17 protein-coding genes are annotated in these 17,392 nt (G+C 34.6%); 2 read left to right on the top strand and 15 right to left on the bottom strand.

The window, feature by feature from the left end; all coding sequences use genetic code 11:
* Positions 1–200 precede the first annotated feature (200 nt).
* From VB248_RS04425 to greA, 3 genes are all read right to left on the bottom strand, one after another.
* The gene (locus tag VB248_RS04425; protein WP_323295529.1) at positions 201–605 is read right to left on the bottom strand and encodes a response regulator; all 405 of its coding nucleotides are present in this window, start codon (positions 603–605) and stop codon (positions 201–203) included.
* A gap of 360 nt (positions 606–965) precedes the next feature.
* Positions 966–3,047, bottom strand: coding sequence for a BatA domain-containing protein (locus VB248_RS04420; RefSeq protein ID WP_323295528.1), 2,082 nt, complete (start codon positions 3,045–3,047; stop codon positions 966–968).
* A gap of 183 nt (positions 3,048–3,230) precedes the next feature.
* Positions 3,231–3,704 (bottom strand): transcription elongation factor GreA, encoded by a 474-nt coding sequence (gene greA, locus VB248_RS04415; RefSeq protein WP_323295527.1) that lies wholly within the window; start codon positions 3,702–3,704, stop codon positions 3,231–3,233.
* A gap of 595 nt (positions 3,705–4,299) precedes the next feature.
* Between greA and fmt the strand changes: the two genes are divergently transcribed.
* Positions 4,300–5,214: a methionyl-tRNA formyltransferase gene (gene fmt / locus VB248_RS04410; protein WP_323295526.1), complete on the top strand. Its 915-nt coding sequence runs from the start codon at positions 4,300–4,302 to the stop codon at positions 5,212–5,214.
* A gap of 205 nt (positions 5,215–5,419) precedes the next feature.
* Here the strand turns inward: fmt and VB248_RS04405 are convergent, their stop codons facing one another.
* The 3 genes from VB248_RS04405 to VB248_RS04395 all read right to left on the bottom strand — a co-directional run bounded on the left by VB248_RS04405 (position 5,420) and on the right by VB248_RS04395 (position 7,436).
* Entirely contained in the window at positions 5,420–5,689 is a 270-nt protein-coding gene (locus VB248_RS04405; RefSeq protein ID WP_323295525.1) for a hypothetical protein, read from the bottom strand.
* Between the two features lie 71 nt (positions 5,690–5,760).
* On the bottom strand, positions 5,761–6,195 hold the full coding sequence (locus tag VB248_RS04400) for a hypothetical protein (protein WP_323295524.1): 435 nt from the start codon (positions 6,193–6,195) through the stop codon (positions 5,761–5,763).
* An 11-nt stretch (positions 6,196–6,206) separates the two neighbouring features.
* Positions 6,207–7,436 (bottom strand): sulfite oxidase, encoded by a 1,230-nt coding sequence (locus tag VB248_RS04395; RefSeq protein WP_323295523.1) that lies wholly within the window; start codon positions 7,434–7,436, stop codon positions 6,207–6,209.
* Between the two features lie 175 nt (positions 7,437–7,611).
* On the opposite strand from VB248_RS04395, the gene VB248_RS04390 reads away from it, so the two are divergent.
* Complete coding sequence (locus tag VB248_RS04390; protein ID WP_323295522.1) at positions 7,612–8,445, top strand: fumarylacetoacetate hydrolase family protein; 834 nt, start codon at positions 7,612–7,614, stop codon at positions 8,443–8,445.
* Between the two features lie 48 nt (positions 8,446–8,493).
* Here VB248_RS04390 and VB248_RS04385 read toward each other — a convergent pair whose 3' ends face one another.
* The 9 genes from VB248_RS04385 to glmM all read right to left on the bottom strand — a co-directional run bounded on the left by VB248_RS04385 (position 8,494) and on the right by glmM (position 17,330).
* Complete coding sequence (locus VB248_RS04385; RefSeq protein WP_323295521.1) at positions 8,494–9,030, bottom strand: DNA polymerase III subunit psi; 537 nt, start codon at positions 9,028–9,030, stop codon at positions 8,494–8,496.
* Positions 9,031–9,042: 12 nt separating this feature from the next.
* Positions 9,043–9,765, bottom strand: coding sequence for an alpha/beta fold hydrolase (locus VB248_RS04380; RefSeq protein WP_323295520.1), 723 nt, complete (start codon positions 9,763–9,765; stop codon positions 9,043–9,045).
* 42 nt (positions 9,766–9,807) lie between these two features.
* Entirely contained in the window at positions 9,808–11,145 is a 1,338-nt protein-coding gene (gene eat / locus VB248_RS04375; protein WP_323295519.1) for an ethanolamine permease, read from the bottom strand.
* Positions 11,146–11,396: 251 nt separating this feature from the next.
* A complete protein-coding gene (locus tag VB248_RS04370) occupies positions 11,397–12,539 on the bottom strand; it encodes a cysteine desulfurase family protein (RefSeq protein ID WP_323295518.1) in 1,143 nt (380 codons plus the stop codon).
* Between the two features lie 128 nt (positions 12,540–12,667).
* Positions 12,668–13,276, bottom strand: coding sequence for a hypothetical protein (locus VB248_RS04365; protein WP_323295517.1), 609 nt, complete (start codon positions 13,274–13,276; stop codon positions 12,668–12,670).
* Positions 13,277–13,287: 11 nt separating this feature from the next.
* Positions 13,288–14,097, bottom strand: a complete 810-nt coding sequence (locus VB248_RS04360) for a hypothetical protein (protein ID WP_323295516.1) — start codon at positions 14,095–14,097, stop codon at positions 13,288–13,290.
* A gap of 21 nt (positions 14,098–14,118) precedes the next feature.
* Positions 14,119–14,712 carry a hypothetical protein gene (locus tag VB248_RS04355; RefSeq protein WP_323295515.1) on the bottom strand — a complete coding sequence of 198 codons (594 nt, stop codon included), beginning with the start codon at positions 14,710–14,712 and terminating at the stop codon, positions 14,119–14,121.
* Positions 14,713–14,816: 104 nt separating this feature from the next.
* The gene (locus tag VB248_RS04350) at positions 14,817–15,890 is read right to left on the bottom strand and encodes a hypothetical protein (RefSeq protein WP_323295514.1); all 1,074 of its coding nucleotides are present in this window, start codon (positions 15,888–15,890) and stop codon (positions 14,817–14,819) included.
* 48 nt (positions 15,891–15,938) lie between these two features.
* Positions 15,939–17,330 (bottom strand): phosphoglucosamine mutase, encoded by a 1,392-nt coding sequence (gene glmM, locus VB248_RS04345; RefSeq protein ID WP_323295513.1) that lies wholly within the window; start codon positions 17,328–17,330, stop codon positions 15,939–15,941.
* Positions 17,331–17,392 lie beyond the last annotated feature (62 nt).

Genomic DNA, 17,392 nt, shown 5'->3' with positions numbered 1-17,392 from the left:
TTGACTCTTTAAAACAGACATAAAAATGACAATTATTAAAGATAATAAATCTTTGAAAAAGTATCACTATAAAGTTATTCTTAAAATTTAAAAATGAACAAATAGGTTACATTTGTGGAGAAAAGGCTATTAAATTTACAACAAAAGCCCATCAAATCATAGGATTATGATGGGCTTTTATTAAAAAAGTTTAACAAATGTTAAAAAACGGTTTGCAAGTTTTCGGCAGCTTGCCAAACTACGTCTATTAGTACATCTTTACTAACTGGTTTTGAAATATATTGGACAATTTCTGCATTCGGAGCGTTTTGCCTAAAAACAGTATATTCAGATGCCGAAACAATTACTATCAATATTTTTTTGTCACTAAACTCATCTTGGTGATATGAAAGATACTCCAGAAACTCATAGCCATCCATTACGGGCATGTTCAAATCAAGTAAAACAATAATCTGTTTTTCGGTGCTTCCCTTAATCCAATCAATTGCTTCCTGACCATCCGTTGCTTCAGCATAAGGAATGCCACCAGTTGCTAAGAATTTCTTCATCAATAGTCGATTCAGATGTTCATCATCAACGATTAAGGTCATAAAATTATTCATCATTTCAATACAGTGTTAATCTTTCAATGTTATATGATTGCATTAATTATCATTTAAAACTAAAATGATAATCATAATTTTAATAGGATATGTAACATAGAAAAAACTAACAAAAATCATATTTAAAGAGCCTTTAAAAGTACTTGTTTACACGATTGAGCGATAAATTTAAAGGCTATAAATGAGATTGTTTTTCTAATGATTACGTGCCAAATGTATAATTTTTTTATGTAAAAAACATCTAAAAAATCAAAAATGCCATAAAAAAAATTAAAATATTAACATTTTATATTAATACAGGTAGATTTTATTAAAAATATGAAGATGTCGATACGATTTAACACAAAAGCTACCGAAGGGTTTTTATTTTAATAGCTTAACTAATAAAATTTCAATTGCCAAAAACAGTAAGGCAAGTACAATAAAGTACTTCCAAAGCGAAGTGCCAAAGTTTTGTTCTTTGAAGGTACTCACAAAATCGGTATCGTCAATTTTATCAAAAACAGCTACATTTTTATTGGCTTTGAAAATACTTTTCAATTCATCAGCACTGTAAAAATCCATTTGAGATTCGTTATCGTCGTGATTCAAGGCTAAAATTCGCTCTACTTTTCCATCCAATAATAATTCATAATATCCCGAAAGTATCGATTGGTTTTCATTCAATTGGTTAGCTTTAGGAAGTTCAATCGTTAGCTCTTTACCAACTAAATTCTGCACGGGAATCATTTCCAAAGCCTTGTTTCGTAATTTGAACATTACTTGCTTATTGGAATTAAGCTGAGGTAGATTATTCAAAATCAACTTAATGGTATTTTGCTCAAAGGAATAGGCTACTGGCTCTTGCGTTACACTCAAAGCGGCTATTTTATACATAATTGGCACAAAAAGAGCATTGCGGGCAAAGTCGCCAAACTGCGTATCCAAAGGTGAAGCCACTAAGTAAACTTTACCAGCACCACCAAGGGCTACACTCAAAAAAGGTTGGTTATTTCTGAAAGATAAAAGTTTTTCAGCCACTCCTTGCCAAGCGATGGTTGCTCCTTGCACAGGCATTTGTATTAACTCTTGTTGCGTAGAATGGTCAAAAATATCTATAAAAAAAGAGGAAGATTTAAGTGGTTCGGCAAGTGGCAATTTTTCGTCCACTGCCAATTCTTTTGTCTGTACATTCCGAATATTATAAGTACCCAAGAAACTATTATAACTACCTGTATTAGGCGAAGAATGTGGTATAAGCAACAAACTTCCGCCTGCACGAACAAAATCTTGTAAAGCCGTTTTCATACTTCCTTCAATACTTTGTACGCCTTCCAGAATTACTAAATTGGCACTTTTAAACAAGCCTACATCAACATTTGAAGCCGAATAACTATTGAAAACGAAGACGCTATCGTTATTGAAAACCGCAGGAATATACTTGGCAGCAGTAGCCTGTTGACCAAACAAATGTAAAACCTTTATGGTAGGAGCAGCATTGAGGACAAAATAGTAGTCGTTGTCAAAAGTAATTGGAGAATCATCAAAGGAAATACGTGCTTTTTTGAAACCTTTTCCTTGAACATTAAAAGAAAATTGTGCGTTTGCCGACGATTTCGCTCCAATATTTACAATCGACGAAGACACTTGTACTTCATCCATAAACAGTTTTACTTGTAAATTATCAACGGCTCTTTCGCCAGTATTGAAGAGTTTAACGCTCAGTTGGTTCACTTGCATTTCACGCACAAATGGTGTACTCAACCATACTGAATCAACAAAAACATTTTGCAAAGCTTTGGCTTGAACGGGTACAAGAAAAAGACGTGAACTGGTATCAATTTTCAGTTTGGTTAAATCCCCTGCTGTTGATTTCTGAAAATCAGAAAACCATAAGTATTGATTCCCCCCTTGCGAATTGTGCTTGGCTGCCAAACTGCTTTGGCGTTTCAGAATATGATCGAACGAACGTGCTGTATGCGTAAATTTGATAGAAGTGGTTCGATCTTTTAGCTGCTGAGGATTTCCTAAACTATGTTCTTCAGAGGAGAAGTCATTGGTAATTAGTTGCAAACGAGCGTCTTGAGGAAAAGCTGTTAATAATTCCTCTACTTTGCTAATTGCTTTATCGAGGTACGATTTTTTATCCAATTCGTTTTGCATCGACAAAGAATTATCAATGTATAAACTACTAATTCCGCCTACTTTTAGCCCAACGCCGTTGCTCGAAGGCAAAAATGGTTGAGCAAAAGCCATGACCAAAGCTGCAATAAAAGCCATTCGTGCAGCCATAATCAGCAAGTGTTTCAAACGACGAAACGAAGAAGTTTGTGTATTGACAGACTTCAAAAAAGCAACGTTTGTAAAAAGTACCTTGCGGGTTCTTCGGAAATTAAAAAGATGAATAATCAGAGGAATCGACACAGCCAAAAGTCCCCAAAGAAAAGATGGATATAGAAATTGCATGAAATTATCGCTTCGTTTGAATTCAGGTTTAAAATGTTGATGTACAAAACTTGAACTTTTATTATGGTATAAATCTACAAAAAAAAGCCATCATTGACCGACATCAACAATGGCTTCTTTTAGATTTGTCTATTGCTTTAGTTTAAATACGTACAAAGCCATAGAATATTTTAAAATTCTTGCTTAGCGAGAAATTTCTAAGATTTCAAATTCTAATCTTCCAGCAGGAGCTTGAATTTCAGCAATATCTCCAACTGATTTTCCGAAAAGACCTTTTCCAAATGGAGAAGAATTAGAAATTTTTCCAGCTTTCAAGTCTGCTTCCTCTTCAGAAACGATGGTATAAACTACTTCCATACCATTTTTCTTATTTTTAATTTTTACTTTCGATAAAATCGACACTTTTGAAGTATCAATGTTCGTCTCATCTAAAACACGAGCATTGGCTACGATTTCTTCCATTTTAGAAATCTTCAATTCCAACAAACCTTGTGCATCTTTTGCGGCATCGTATTCCGCATTTTCACTTAGGTCTCCTTTGTCACGTGCTTCAGCAATTTGTTTTGCCATATCCGAGCGACCTTGCAATTTTAAATATTGCAATTCAGCTTTTAATTCGTCTAATTTTTCTTGCGTGTAATACTGTACTTTTGCCATTGGGTTATTTTTTTAGAGCGTAAAGACCGAAATTGTGATAAATACACCGAGTAGCATACTCTGAGCTTCATCGTCAAATCGCTTTTGAATTCATTACGCTTTGAGTTGATACAAAAAAAATTACTGACATCGCTGCCAGCAAGTGAAAATCAAGGATAAATACTTTACTCAAACTCTTTACAAACAAAAAGAACGGCTTTCGACCGTTCTACAAGATTTTTTAAGACCTTTGCAGAAATATCGAAGCTATGTAATGATGCTTATTTGAGTCGTTCGTATCATATTTAACCGAATTGAGTAAACAAAGTTACAAAAAGCCAAAAGGATTTCAAAGAGAAATTTAAAATTGTGTTTTTTTTAGAAAAAATTACATCAAGCTTAAAGCATTTAGCAGTAAGCTGTGAGATTTGAATTTATTTTGAAAACTATCTTGTCAGCATTAAACTTAATTGGAATGCTTTAGGCGGTAAGCTGTATGTAATAAGTACAAAATACCTTTTTTTGACAAAAAGCAAAAAATCGCCTATTGCCTACCGCTTACAGCCTATTGCATCTTAAAAGTCATACCAATAATGACAACAAAAATATTCATCGTATGAAAATCATTTTTATGGGTACTCCCGACTTTGCTGTTGAGAGTTTAAGAATTTTAGTTGAAAATAATTGTAACGTCGTAGCCGTAATCACAGCCCCCGACAAACCGATTGGTCGTGGTTTGAAAATGGGAATGTCTGCTGTGAAAGAGTACGTTTTAGCGAACGCTCCGCATATTCCAATTTTACAACCAGAGAAATTAAAAAATCCTGAGTTTTTAGAAGAATTAAAAAGCTATGAAGCAGATTTACAGATTGTAGTGGCTTTCAGAATGCTTCCAGAAGTAGTTTGGAATATGCCTCCGCTCGGTACTTTCAATTTACATGGTTCGCTTTTACCACAATATCGTGGGGCTGCTCCTATCAATTGGGCGATTATCAATGGCGAAAAAGAAACAGGCGTAACTACTTTTTTCTTGAAACATGAGATAGATACAGGTTCAATTATTTTTCAAGAACATGAACCCATCGCTGAAACTGATAATGTAGGAGATGTGTATGTTCGTTTGATGCACATTGGAGCAAAATTGGTTTTAAAAACCGTGAGAGCCATAGAAGCAGGCGATTATCCACAAGAGCCACAAGTAGAATCTGATGAGATAAAACACGCTCCAAAGATTTTTAAAGAAACTTGTGAAATCGACTGGACAAAATCTGTAAAAGCTGTTTATGATTTTATTCGTGGACTTTCACCCTACCCTGCCGCTTGGACTACTCTCAATGGAAAAACTTGTAAAATCTATCGTACCGCTAAAGTAAGCGACGAAAGTATTCAGTTTGAAGAAGCCTTTAAAAGTGATGGCAAAAAACACCTTCACTTCAAATGTGCCGACGGCTACTTAGCCATTGAAGAATTACAATTAGAAGGCAAAAAACGCATGGGAATTGAAGAGTTTTTGAGAGGGTATAGGTTGTAATAAGATTGTAAGACTTTAGGATAAAAGACTTTAGGAATTTGGATTCTGGGAAATAGGAGGAAATTCGCTGTAATTAGCCTCGAAGAGGCGAAATATTGGTAGTTTTCTGTAAATATTATTTACATCGAAGCCCCATCAGAGCGAAACATTTCGCTCTGATGGGGCTTCGATGACTTGGGGAAATACTACAATACAATTTCGAAAATCATATTAAAGCATCATTTATTGATGAAAAAAGAGAAACTGCCTCTTTGCTAATACTTTCATCAGTTATTCCATAATTAATTGTTGAAATATGTTCTTTATAATCTAATGAAGGAATAACAAAAGGAAGTGTTTGCGAAGTAATATCTTGTTCATGAAGATTCAAACTCAAAACATTTTGTACAAATGCCTGAGTAGTCATTCCATTTTCAAAAGCTTTTTTCTCTATCAGTTGCTCTAAGTGAGCATCATTTATTTCTACTGTTAGCATGGCATATTGATTTAGATACTTTACAAATATATCAGTATTTCGCTTGAATAAATTTCATAATTCTAAAATCCTTATCGCTCTTCCAACTTGTACCACTCTATCTTTTTCAATAATTCTCGTCTGTTCAGAATTTTCTGTGAAGCCATTTTAGGAGAATAATACTTTTCTAAATAGTCTAATACTACTTTTTCAGATTCTCCCAAATCCCATAGTTTATGGTTTTTCTGCATCCACCTGATTTTATCCTTCCAGCCTTCACGAGTAAAACGGTGTTGCTGAATCAATTTGGTATTATGACAAGCCGTACACTGTGCCTTTACCATCATCAAATTTGTATCATTGATTAAGCCTGTTTCTTCGTCAATGGTCAAAGAATCAGAAACATTTAAGTTTGGAGTGCGGAGTGCGGAATGCGGAGTATTAATTTTAATTTCTTCTGGTTGCTTGAAAGCAAGAAAAGTAATCAATACCGTTCCGACTAATATATATACATTAATAATTTTCATCTTGATTTGATTTACACGATTTTCACTGCAATTCTATGACAAGCATTATTCAAATATCCTCCCGGATTCCACTGTGGAATTACCATTGGTTGCGTAATTCCTTTACTGTCGATTGCTCTTACCCATACTTCAAAATACCCTTTTTGCGAAAAATCTAAGGCTAAAGACCAATGTTGCCATGCCAAACGATTTTTGGGTGCTTCCAAATTACATTTCTTCCAAGTTACACCATAATCAAGCGAAAGCGATACTTCTTTTACTTCCAAATCGCCCGCCCAAGCGTGTCCACGCAAAGTCACTTTTTTGCCTGCATCAATTACTGCACCTGTTTTAGGATAAGTAATCAAAGATTTTACAGGCATTGCTTCGATAATTTTGAAGTTTTCGGGCGTTTCTGCTAACTTCTCGCCGGGTTCAATCGGATTAATGGGTACTCTATAACTATGACCGCTCATTTTTTCGCCATCATGCTCTTTGTTTCTGACCACGATTTTATCCAACCATTTTCCCGAAACCGAAGCAGGCCAGCCACCCACAACCAAACGTAATGGAAAACCATGTTCCAAAGGAATATCTTTGCCATTCACCGCCCAAGCAATAAGTGTTTCATCTTCTAAGGCTTTTTTGATAGGTACGCCTCTTGAAATTACCGACTTATTGGGCGTTCTACTCAAGTGAATGTCTTTCCCATAATAACCGATATAAACGGCATCGTCTTTCAAACCAACGTCTGCTAAAATATCTTTTAGACGAACGCCCGTCCATTCTGCACAACTTACTGCTCCTTGCTCCCATTGGTTTCCAGAGGTTTGTGGGAAATAGCCCGAACGCCCATTTCCGCCACATTCCAAAGTAAGCTGATAAGTATATTGCTTAAATTTCGATTTTAAATCCTTGATTTTATACACTTTAGAGGTTTTTACTGATTCTCCGCCGATGGTCAAAGTCCAAGTATCAATGTCTATTTTTTCTTCTGGAATCAAGCCATTATTCCGAATAAACATTTTTTCAACTGGCGTTACTTTGTCATCTAATAAATGCGGTGGCGTTTCTACATTCCAAGGTTTATCCGAAAGAATAATCAGCTCCTTATTTTTCCATTCAGGCAAAGCACCTTCTGCCAGCTTTAAATTTTGAGCAGTATTTTGCGAAAAAGTAACCTTTGGAATGAGTAATCCCAACAAGGTAGAATAAGTACTTTTCTTTAAAAAATCTCTCCTGTCTTGAATCATTTTTTTCATTGTTAATTTGTCTTTCAATAATATATAAATTTTAAATCGACATCTTTAGCAAATCAGATGGTTTGATTCGTAAAACAATTTGATTTATTTTGATAAATTTATGGCAATATATTTGGTAAAAATAGCATTTCTGTCTGCTTTATCAATTTAGACCTTTCAAATCAAACCTTTAATAATGAAAATTTACAAAACCAAACAGGGAATTATTGTAGAATCGGCTGATAAATTTTATTTATCTACCGAAAGTAATTGGGACGCTTATGTAAATCGTGATGATTTATACGAACAAGTAAGTAAAGAAATAGCAACACTTACAAGTATAGCATGGGCTGGCGATGAAATACTACCTCCCATCGGGCAACAAGAAATTTGGGCATCTGGCGTAACCTATATGCGTAGCCGTGAAGCACGCATTGAAGAATCTAAAGATGCTGGTGGTGGCGATTTTTATGCTCGTGTTTATGAAGCCGAACGCCCTGAGATTTTCTTTAAGTCTCCTGCAAGTCGCTGCGTAGGTACAAACGATTTTGTGCGTATTCGTAAAGATTCCGCTTGGAATATTCCTGAGCCAGAACTGACACTTTTTGCTACTTCAAGTGGAAAAATTGTTGGCTACACGGTTGGCAACGACATGAGTTCGAGAGATATTGAAGGCGAAAATCCGCTGTACTTACCTCAAGCCAAAAGTTATGACAAAGCCGCTGCCATCGGCCCTTGTTTGTATGTAACTGAAGGAGAAATTAGTCAAGATACTTTGATTTCGCTTGAGATTATTAGGAATAATGTTTCACTATTTGAGGGAAGTATTGCGATTAATCGCATGAAGCGAAAGCATACGGAACTGATTTCATTTTTATTCAGAGAAACCACTTTCCCACAAGGAGTATATTTGATGACAGGAACGGGCGTTGTTCCTCCAAATGAATTTACTTTAGCCGTTGGTGATGTAATTAAAATTACGATTGAAGGCATTGGAACATTGACGAATACGGTGGAGGAGAAGGCTTAGATTCTATATTTACTTGGTAGATTCTTAGAGAACCTACCAAGTAAATTTCTACAAAAACATTTCCTGCAAAGCCTTCCAAAGGGCTTTTTTCTTTTCTACATCATTTTGCAATTCACTCAAAGCATCAGAAAATAAAAAACGAATACTTTTGATTTCTTTTATTTGATATGCCATTAAAGGAATCTCAAGCTTAATATTAGGCATTGGTATGCCAAAGGTGATAAAATGACTTATCAGATTTTGTGATAATGCTGTTTTTACATTCATCGTTTTTAGTAGCGATAATTCCACTAAATCTACTTTGCTTAAATCTAATTTTACCGCTACTAAGATTTTTGATAAAAGTACTTTGTCGGCTTCACTGATATTATTTACCAAAATCACTACTCTGTGACTTGGCACAAAATGCAATAATTCTTGTGATTTTTCTTCTTCTACAATCGGCTGGGGTACTTCTTTTACTACTTGAACATTTTCTGGTTCAAGTACTTTTTCGGGTACAGCAATTGTAGCATTTTCGGGAATCACAAAAAGATGTTCTTCCGCAAAAAGGTATTGAAAAACCGCACTATTATTCTCAAACATTTTTCTTTTTATTTAACACTTCAACAAAAATTTCCCTACAAATTTCAAGCAATCTTCTGGTTCTTCAATCATTCCCATGTGAGCTACTTCGTCGAGTATCAACGAAGAGAAAAATTTAGGAATCATAATCTGAGCTTTCGCATCGGCAGGAGCTACACTTTTGTCTTTTTCTCCAATAATAAACATTACCGGACAACGCAAAGATTTCAGCACGTGCTTTCTGTCAGGACGTTCACGCATGGCTTCCATGCCTGCAATCAGTGCCTCCACTGGCAAAGTAGAAGAAGCTAAAATATGCTTTTGGATGATTTCTGGGTATTTTTTAGCAAAAGTTTCTGCATACAAGTTGGGAGTTGTGGCTTTGATAAATGCTTCTGTTCCGTGAGTTTTCAGAAATTCTACATTTTTACTTCTTGCTACCTTTTTCTCATCCGAATCCGCAAAAGCAGTTGAATGAAACAATGAAAGCCCCAATACTTTTTCAGCATATTTTTCAGCAAAAGCCAAAGCAATATAGCCACCCATCGAGTGTCCGATAAGAATACATTTCTCGAAACCACTTGCTACTACAATGTCATTCACAAAATCTGCATATTGTTCTATCGTCTTTAAGTGACTCAAACGTGCATATTCTGGCGTAATGATAAAAAAGTCTTTTTGTAAGAAAGGCACATAACCACTCCAAATGGTGGAGTCTTCGCCAAAACCATGTAATAATACTACTGCCTTTTTCATGTTTTTATTTACATTCGCTACCTGTTTGGAGCGAAATGAATATTAGATTTTTTGTGGAGCTTTTACTCCAAATATTAATAGAAAGCCTACCAAACACACCAACATACTACCGAAAAAAAGTAAACTCAATCCTACATTATAATACACAATCGCACACATACAAACGAAAGACAAAAGCAAAGCAATGATTGGAAAATAAGGATAAAATGGAGCAAGATAAGGTCTATCAAGTAAAGGCTCTTTTTTCCTTAAAACCAGCAAACTTACCATACTTGTACCGTACATCACCACCGCACCCAGTACCGACATGATGATAATTTTATCCGTAGTTCCTGTAAGGATTGCTAAAGTTCCAACCAATCCACCAACAATCAAAGCCCAATGAGGCGTTTGATACTTTTTATTAACACTCGCTAAAAAAGCAGGCAAGTATCCTGCACGAGCTAAAGCAAACAATTGTCGAGAATAACTAATGGTATTACAGTGAAAAGAAGCAATTAAACCGAAAAGACCGAGACTGGCAAAAATCTTTGATAAACTATTGTTTTTGCCCAATGCCATCGACAAAGTTTCGGGTAAAGGATAATCTATGGTACTTAGTGTCCGCCAATCGCCAACGCCTCCGCTCAGAACCATTACGCCCAAAGCTAACACCACTAAAGTAATAATACTTGAAATATAGGCTTTCGGAATCGTTGTTCGTGGTTCTTTTACTTCTTCGGCTACCATTGCTACGCCTTCGATGGCAACAAAAAACCATATCGCAAAAGGGATTCCAGCAAAAATACTGTTTGTACTGATGGGCGGATTGTTGGCAACAAAATTTTCGGTTTTGAAGTAAGGAACAATCACCGCTATATAAATAAGTAACTCTGCAACAGATAAAATAGTTACAAAAAGTGAAAAACGAGCTGATTCTTTGATACCAAAAATATTAATTCCGATAAAAATCACATACATCGCTACTGCCGTTGGAATCACAGGAATCAGTGGATGTAAAAAATGTACATAACTTCCTAAAGCATACGCAATGGCTGGTGGAGCTAAAAGAAAATCTACCAAAGTAGCAAAGCCTGCAATAAAACCGCCAACATGACCAAAAGCTCGATTGGCGTAATCGAATGCACCGCCTGCGTGCGGAATAGAAGTAGTGAGTTCGGTATAAGAAAAAATGAAAGTAATGTACATTACCGTCACCAATAAAGTAGCGATTAAAAAGCCAATTGTTCCAGAGGAAGCCCAACCATAATTCCAGCCAAAGTACTCTCCTGAAATAACCAAGCCAACCGCAATGGCCCATAATTGTGTGGTATTTATTACTTTTTTTAAGGTTGGCTGATGATTTTCGGCAATCGGATGGTGGCTATCTGTTGTCGGCATAAGTTTATAATATTAGTAAGGATTTAAAAATTGATGAATCAGTAATGCTTTTTATATTTAAAAATATGCTTCAAGATGCAATAATTAAAGGTTTTCGAGAGTAATAAAATCCAATAAAAGAATGTCAATCTCCGAAAATTGACGACCGAAAGCCGACGGCTGAAAGCCATTTTTAATTTGGCAATTAAACAAATATACAAAAGGCTCAGATAATCTCTGAGCCTTTTGTATTAAATCTATTTAGCCTTTGCTTATACAGGAGTTTTCACAATGCTGATAAGTTTTTCTACTACGTAATCTATTTCTTCAACAGTATTATATTTCGAAAACGAGAAACGTACCGAAGGACGGTCTGGAGCTACATTCAGAGCCGTCAAAACGTGTGAACCAATATCCGAACCACTCGTACAAGCACTTCCACCTGAGGCTGAAATTTTATTAATGTCTAAATTAAACAAAAACATATCGCCTTCGTCAGACGGCGGGAAGCTTACATTCAATACTGTATAAAGGCTATTCTCAAGATTTGCTGAATCTCCATTGAATTCTACTCCTTCAATATTTTGTTGCAACTTCTCAATCATTCTACTTTTCAAGCCTTCTACATGTTTGCGGTGTTCATCCATGCCAGCGTAAGCAATTTCCAAGGCTTTAGCCAAACCTACAATTCCATATACATTTTCAGTACCTCCACGCATATTTCTTTCTTGCGAACCACCGTGAATGAATGGAGAAATTTTACTTTTAGCATTGATATACAAAAAGCCTACACCTTTAGGCCCATGAAATTTATGAGCCGCACCTACCAAGAAATCAATTTTCAATTGTTGTAAGTCGTGGCGATAATGGCCCATCGTTTGTACAGTATCCGAATGGAAAATCGCTCCATAATCTTCACACAATTGTCCGACGATATTCAAATCTAAAAGATTTCCGATTTCATTATTACCATGCATCAACGAAACCAAAGTTTTAGGATTATCCCTTAGAAGTTCTTCTAAATGCCCTAAATCAATATGTCCTTTGGCATCTAAAGCCACATAACTCAATTTGATTTTTCCTTTTTTTGCCAAGTACTCCATCGTATGCAAAACCGCATGGTGTTCTAAAGGCGAAGTAATGGCGTGCGTAATGCCAAAGTCTTCAATAGAGCGAACAATCGCCGTATTGTCTGCTTCTGTACCACCCGAAGTAAAGAAAATTTCGGCAGGCGAAGTATTTAAAAGATTAGCAATTGTTTTTCTCGAACGCTCGATGGTATTACGCACCTGACGCCCGTGAGTATGGATAGATGAAGGATTGCCAAAGTTTTCTTCCATCATCGGAAGCATTGCGTCAATTACCGCTCTATCCATCGGAGTAGTAGCAGCATTATCTAAATAGATTCTATTCATTACTTGATGAAGTCTATTACTTCTGTCTGTTTAATTGATTTTGCTTAAAACGAAGAATGTCAGACCAAAGCCTGACATTCAAATATATATTAGGAATTAAAATTCTTTGTAATTAGTATAGTTAATGATTAATTCAGAGATTTTATTATTCTGAATTTTATTCCCATCAATTTTGAATCTGGATTTTTGTTTGTCATTACATCTAAAAATTTACATACATTATCTTTGGTTAAATAATTATAACCTCGTTTTCCTACTTTTTTTCCTTTAGGAAGAAATTGTTTCTCATCATCCTCATTAAATAATACATAATTTTCAAGTAGATAAATATCTTTAGGTAGTGACTTTATATTCGTTTCAAAATATTCTTTAAAAGTATCTATTGGGGATTTTTTTCTACCTTTTTCAAAAATAGGAAAAGCATAAAAACCGACAATATAAGTTAAACCATCTTTCCAATTTTTTGACTTTAAAATTACAATCTTTACTGTTTTAGATTTTTCTTTATCTGGTGTTTTAGTCCATAATTGTGGAAGTAGCCCTGAATAATATTCATCTTCATCGCTTGGGTACATTTCATGTCCAAAATTTATAGCTGTGTAAGTTTTGTTATTTTCTTCTACATAACCAAATTTTGTACTTTCTAAGTCTTCAATAGTTGGTACATTTTGCCATTTATTTGAGTTCCAATCAATAGTTGCTAATATACCACAATATTTTTCTTCTATAATATTCATAAGGTTATAGTTTAAATATTCATTTCAAATTTTACAGTATTAGTTATGTCCATAAAGATTTCTCTGTCAGCAATTGAAAACAATAACATTTCAGTGTAGTACAAATTTCGTTTTTTTTCATCATCACCTTTCCATAACTCATCACTTATCCTTTTTATCAAAGTAGTTAGCTCTATATATGCCTCCGATTCTTTAATAAATATTTTTTTATCAGCATTTTTAATAAAGAATCGTTCTTCTGTCTGTATTCTTGATTTGGGTTGAAAATGATGAATATTTTTTAACCGAATAAGAACATCTAAGTCAAACGCAGACATTTTAGAGTTTCGTCCTTCAGGTATAGGGAAAAAAACTTCACCTGCATTTTCTTTTAAAATAATCCAATTAATTGAGTAAGCTACCCGAGAATCATAAATTACATTTTGTTCTGGATACAAATATGCTCCTACTTTAGATTTGCTTGCAATCCTCTTAAAACTCTTTTTTTCATCATTTAGAAAACTGTAAACCAAATTTATCGTTTCTCTATCATTTGCGGATGTAATACCACCCCAATCTTTAATTATCCATAAACAAAGCTTTTCAAACGAAGATTTGTCTGTTTCTAAATACTCTCTTAATTTTCCTCCAACAACTTTCTTTAACTCTATCTCTTTCTCATACGGTGTTAGGCTATTTAATTCTAAAACTTTTTCCTTGGTAAAAATACCCAAGTCGATTAGCTTATCAATTTTTGCATTCCAACTGTATAATTTATGCAAATCAAATTTAAATTTCTCAAGATAATTTACAATTAAAGTTATATCGAAGGTCTTTTCCATATTAGCGTTTGTCGTTTATGATTAATCTTCATCATCATCCAAAAAATTGGCTATGATAAATTTATCAAGATAAATCAAGCCATTATTTTCTAACATCTCAAAGAGTTCGCCAAATACCTGCTCATCTTCCTCAAATAATAAACGACCCAAAGCGTCAAGGTTTTCAGGATTATTTGCAATTTTTAATTCATTTAAGACATTTTCAATTGAATCATCCTTTTTAAGAAGTATTTCATTATATACAAAAATAGTATATACATGAGTTCTAATATTTAATTCTGGTAAAACTGCACTAAATTCATGTGAAAATTCTTGTGCTTCATTTAAGATTTGTATATCAGATTTTGTATTACTTTGAAAATAAATAGTCGCTCTGTTATGAAGTGACGTTATTCTTTCTAAAATTTCTTCTTGAGAGGGTATTTCGTTAAATTGTAAGAGTTTTTCATTCTCAGTAGTTGATGATAGTCCAAATAAACTCAAAACGTTATCTTGAATTTCTAAAATTTCATCAAATATTTCTCCATCAAAATCTGGTCCACCTAGCTTATTTAACTTTAATTGAAGATTGGCTAAGTTTGATAGTTCAATTACTAAGGCTTCATAATTTATCATCTTTTCTAAGGTTTAATTTTTATTAAAGAATTTATAGATGTATCTAATAAACAAATGTCAGACCAAAGCCTGACATTTGTTCAAATTTATTTATTAAAGAATCCTTAAAAATCATACAAAACAGAGAATATTACATTTCTTAAACTTCCGTTTGTTAATTCTCTGTATTCTATTTTTACGGCTCTTTTCCAACTAACACCTGCACCAACAATACCTTCTCCTCCAAATTTACCCATTGCTGACAAACCTACATTTACATAAGGTCTAATACTTCCTTTACCTAAGTGCATTCCACCTAAAACATTTCCCCCAAAAACTTGAAGTCCATCATCGTATTTAGGATTAATAAACTGTCCACTTGATTCTCTGATATTATTATAATTAGCCTCAATTAACAAAAAAGCATTCCTAAAATTGCGAGGGAAGTTCATTCTTAAAGCTAAACCTCCAATCCAATTTTGTGGATTATCCACTCTTAAAAAATGTCCGCCAAGCACTCCTAAAGAATAAGTTATTCGCTCTTCTTTATTTTCACTTGTATTAACTGTAAAAGATGAATTATCACCTTTGCATTTTAAGTAAGCTAAACAAATTTTTAAAATTTCACTCTTTGTATAAGGTAAATTATCATTCACTTGAATTTTGCTACAATCTCCTAATAATGCTCTCAATTGACCTATATAGCCTTTTTTGCTCACCATATACAAGATATTTTCTTTATTGTAGCGATATTCTTCTGAAAAGAATAACTCTTGAAAAGCATTATCTTTTTCAATAAACAAATGAACTTTCTCATTTGAATCCACAAATTCAAAAAGTGTAATAATATTCGTTTTCAGTAATACTCTTAAAAATCTATCGCCTTCAAACAAGATAGGAACGGTTTCTACATTGATTGACTTTTGATTATTTACCTCAACTAAAATTTTAATCTTTTTAGATACATACACTTCATTATGTACCGTAAATTCATCTGCACCTTGTGCATCAATTTCATCAGGATAAGCTTCTAAAGTAGTTTTAAACTGAATACTTTTTGGTGTTTGTAACCAGTTTTCGTAGTTAATGAAACCTACTGATTTCTTTCCATCTTTAATAAATTGCCCTGCCTCATATCCTTGCGAGTAAATAGGTGAAAATGCTAATAGGATACAGAACACCAAAACAAGTGTCTTCATATAAATAATGATGCGAATTAGTGAATATGTTTCTGAAATCTAAAATTATTACTTCCCAGCCACAAACTCTTTAATATCACTAATGAGTTTCTTAGCTAAATTATCTGCCTTCGTCATAGAATCTGACTCTGAGTAAATTCTGATGATAGGCTCGGTATTAGATTTACGAAGATGTACCCACTCTTTTTCAAACTCAATCTTCACGCCATCAATGGCATTGATTGGGTTTTTAGCATACTTTTTCTTCATGGCTTCTAAAACGCCGTCAACGTCGATATCGACAGTTAATTCAATTTTATTTTTCGAGATATAATACTCTGGATAGCTTTTTCTGAGTACTGAAATACGTTTGCCAGCTTTAGCTAAATGTGTCAAAAACAAAGCAATTCCTACCAAAGCGTCACGTCCGTAGTGTAATTCTGGATAAATAATTCCTCCGTTGCCTTCGCCACCGATAACCGCCTTACTTGATTTCATCAAGGTAACTACATTTACTTCACCCACGGCAGAAGCATAATATTTGCCTCCTGCTTTCTCTGTAACATCACGCAAAGCACGAGTTGAAGAAAGATTTGAAACGGTATTTCCTTTCTGATTTTGTAAAATATAGTCTGCAACGGCTACCAAAGTATATTCTTCTCCGAACGGTGAGCCATCTTCGCACATAAAGCAAAGGCGGTCAACGTCTGGGTCAACGACGATACCTAAATCGAATTTTCCTTTTTCGATAGCCTTTGTTATATCTGTTAAATTTTCAGGAAGTGGCTCAGGATTATGTGCAAAATGCCCTGTTGGTTGGCAATGCAATTCTGTAATCTGAGTAACGCCCAAAGCTTTTAAAAGCATCGGAACGGCAATTCCACCCGTAGAGTTTACAGCATCTACAATTACTTTGAAATCTTTACTTTTGATAGCTTCTACATCCACCAATGGCAAAGCCAAAATCAAGTCGATGTGTTTTTGAAGCCAAGTATTATCTTGGGTATAAGCACCCAGTTTTTTTACATCTACAAAATCAAAGTCTTCTTTCTCTGCAATTTCAAGCATTTCTTCGCCGTCGCTGCCAGAAATAAATTCACCTGTTGCGTTCAGCAATTTCAGTGCATTCCACTGAATAGGGTTATGGCTTGCCGTAAGGATGATACCCCCTGCGGCTTTTTCAGCAGGAACTGCCATCTCAACGGTTGGCGTTGTAGAAAGACCTAAATCAATAACATTAAAACCTAAACTTTGTAGCGTACCAGTCACTAATTTAGAAACCATGTCGCCCGACAAACGTGCGTCACGCCCAACTACAATTTTAAGTACTTCTGGACTTTTTCTTTTTAACCACGTGCCAAAAGCAGCGGTAAATTTAACAACGTCTAAAGGAGTAAGTGCTTCTCCAGCTTTTCCTCCGATAGTACCTCTAATGCCTGATATAGATTTGATGAGTGTCAATTTCTTATAGAATTGTTTTAAATTTTCAAATATTAAAGTTACTAAAAAAACCAGCTTCTTTT

The sequence above is a fragment of the Arcicella rigui genome, from assembly GCF_034929435.1.
Taxonomy (GTDB): Bacteria; Bacteroidota; Bacteroidia; order Cytophagales; family Spirosomataceae; genus Arcicella; species Arcicella rigui.
The sequence above is the reverse complement of the archived record's forward strand: the minus strand, read 5'-3'. Positions and strand labels throughout refer to the sequence as shown.

Coding starts and splice junctions, on each gene's coding strand:
- VB248_RS04380 (WP_323295520.1), bottom strand. CDS start 9,765: ATGAAAAAGGCAGTAGTATTATTACATGGTTTTGGCGAAGACTCCACC.
- VB248_RS04400 (WP_323295524.1), bottom strand. CDS start 6,195: ATGAAAATTATTAATGTATATATATTAGTCGGAACGGTATTGATTACT.
- fmt (WP_323295526.1), top strand. CDS start 4,300: ATGAAAATCATTTTTATGGGTACTCCCGACTTTGCTGTTGAGAGTTTA.
- greA (WP_323295527.1), bottom strand. CDS start 3,704: ATGGCAAAAGTACAGTATTACACGCAAGAAAAATTAGACGAATTAAAA.
- VB248_RS04390 (WP_323295522.1), top strand. CDS start 7,612: ATGAAAATTTACAAAACCAAACAGGGAATTATTGTAGAATCGGCTGAT.
- VB248_RS04360 (WP_323295516.1), bottom strand. CDS start 14,097: ATGGAAAAGACCTTCGATATAACTTTAATTGTAAATTATCTTGAGAAA.
- VB248_RS04355 (WP_323295515.1), bottom strand. CDS start 14,712: ATGATAAATTATGAAGCCTTAGTAATTGAACTATCAAACTTAGCCAAT.
- VB248_RS04395 (WP_323295523.1), bottom strand. CDS start 7,436: ATGAAAAAAATGATTCAAGACAGGAGAGATTTTTTAAAGAAAAGTACT.
- VB248_RS04385 (WP_323295521.1), bottom strand. CDS start 9,030: ATGTTTGAGAATAATAGTGCGGTTTTTCAATACCTTTTTGCGGAAGAA.
- VB248_RS04370 (WP_323295518.1), bottom strand. CDS start 12,539: ATGAATAGAATCTATTTAGATAATGCTGCTACTACTCCGATGGATAGA.
- VB248_RS04420 (WP_323295528.1), bottom strand. CDS start 3,047: ATGCAATTTCTATATCCATCTTTTCTTTGGGGACTTTTGGCTGTGTCG.
- VB248_RS04405 (WP_323295525.1), bottom strand. CDS start 5,689: ATGCTAACAGTAGAAATAAATGATGCTCACTTAGAGCAACTGATAGAG.
- VB248_RS04425 (WP_323295529.1), bottom strand. CDS start 605: ATGATGAATAATTTTATGACCTTAATCGTTGATGATGAACATCTGAAT.
- VB248_RS04350 (WP_323295514.1), bottom strand. CDS start 15,890: ATGAAGACACTTGTTTTGGTGTTCTGTATCCTATTAGCATTTTCACCT.
- eat (WP_323295519.1), bottom strand. CDS start 11,145: ATGCCGACAACAGATAGCCACCATCCGATTGCCGAAAATCATCAGCCA.
- VB248_RS04365 (WP_323295517.1), bottom strand. CDS start 13,276: ATGAATATTATAGAAGAAAAATATTGTGGTATATTAGCAACTATTGAT.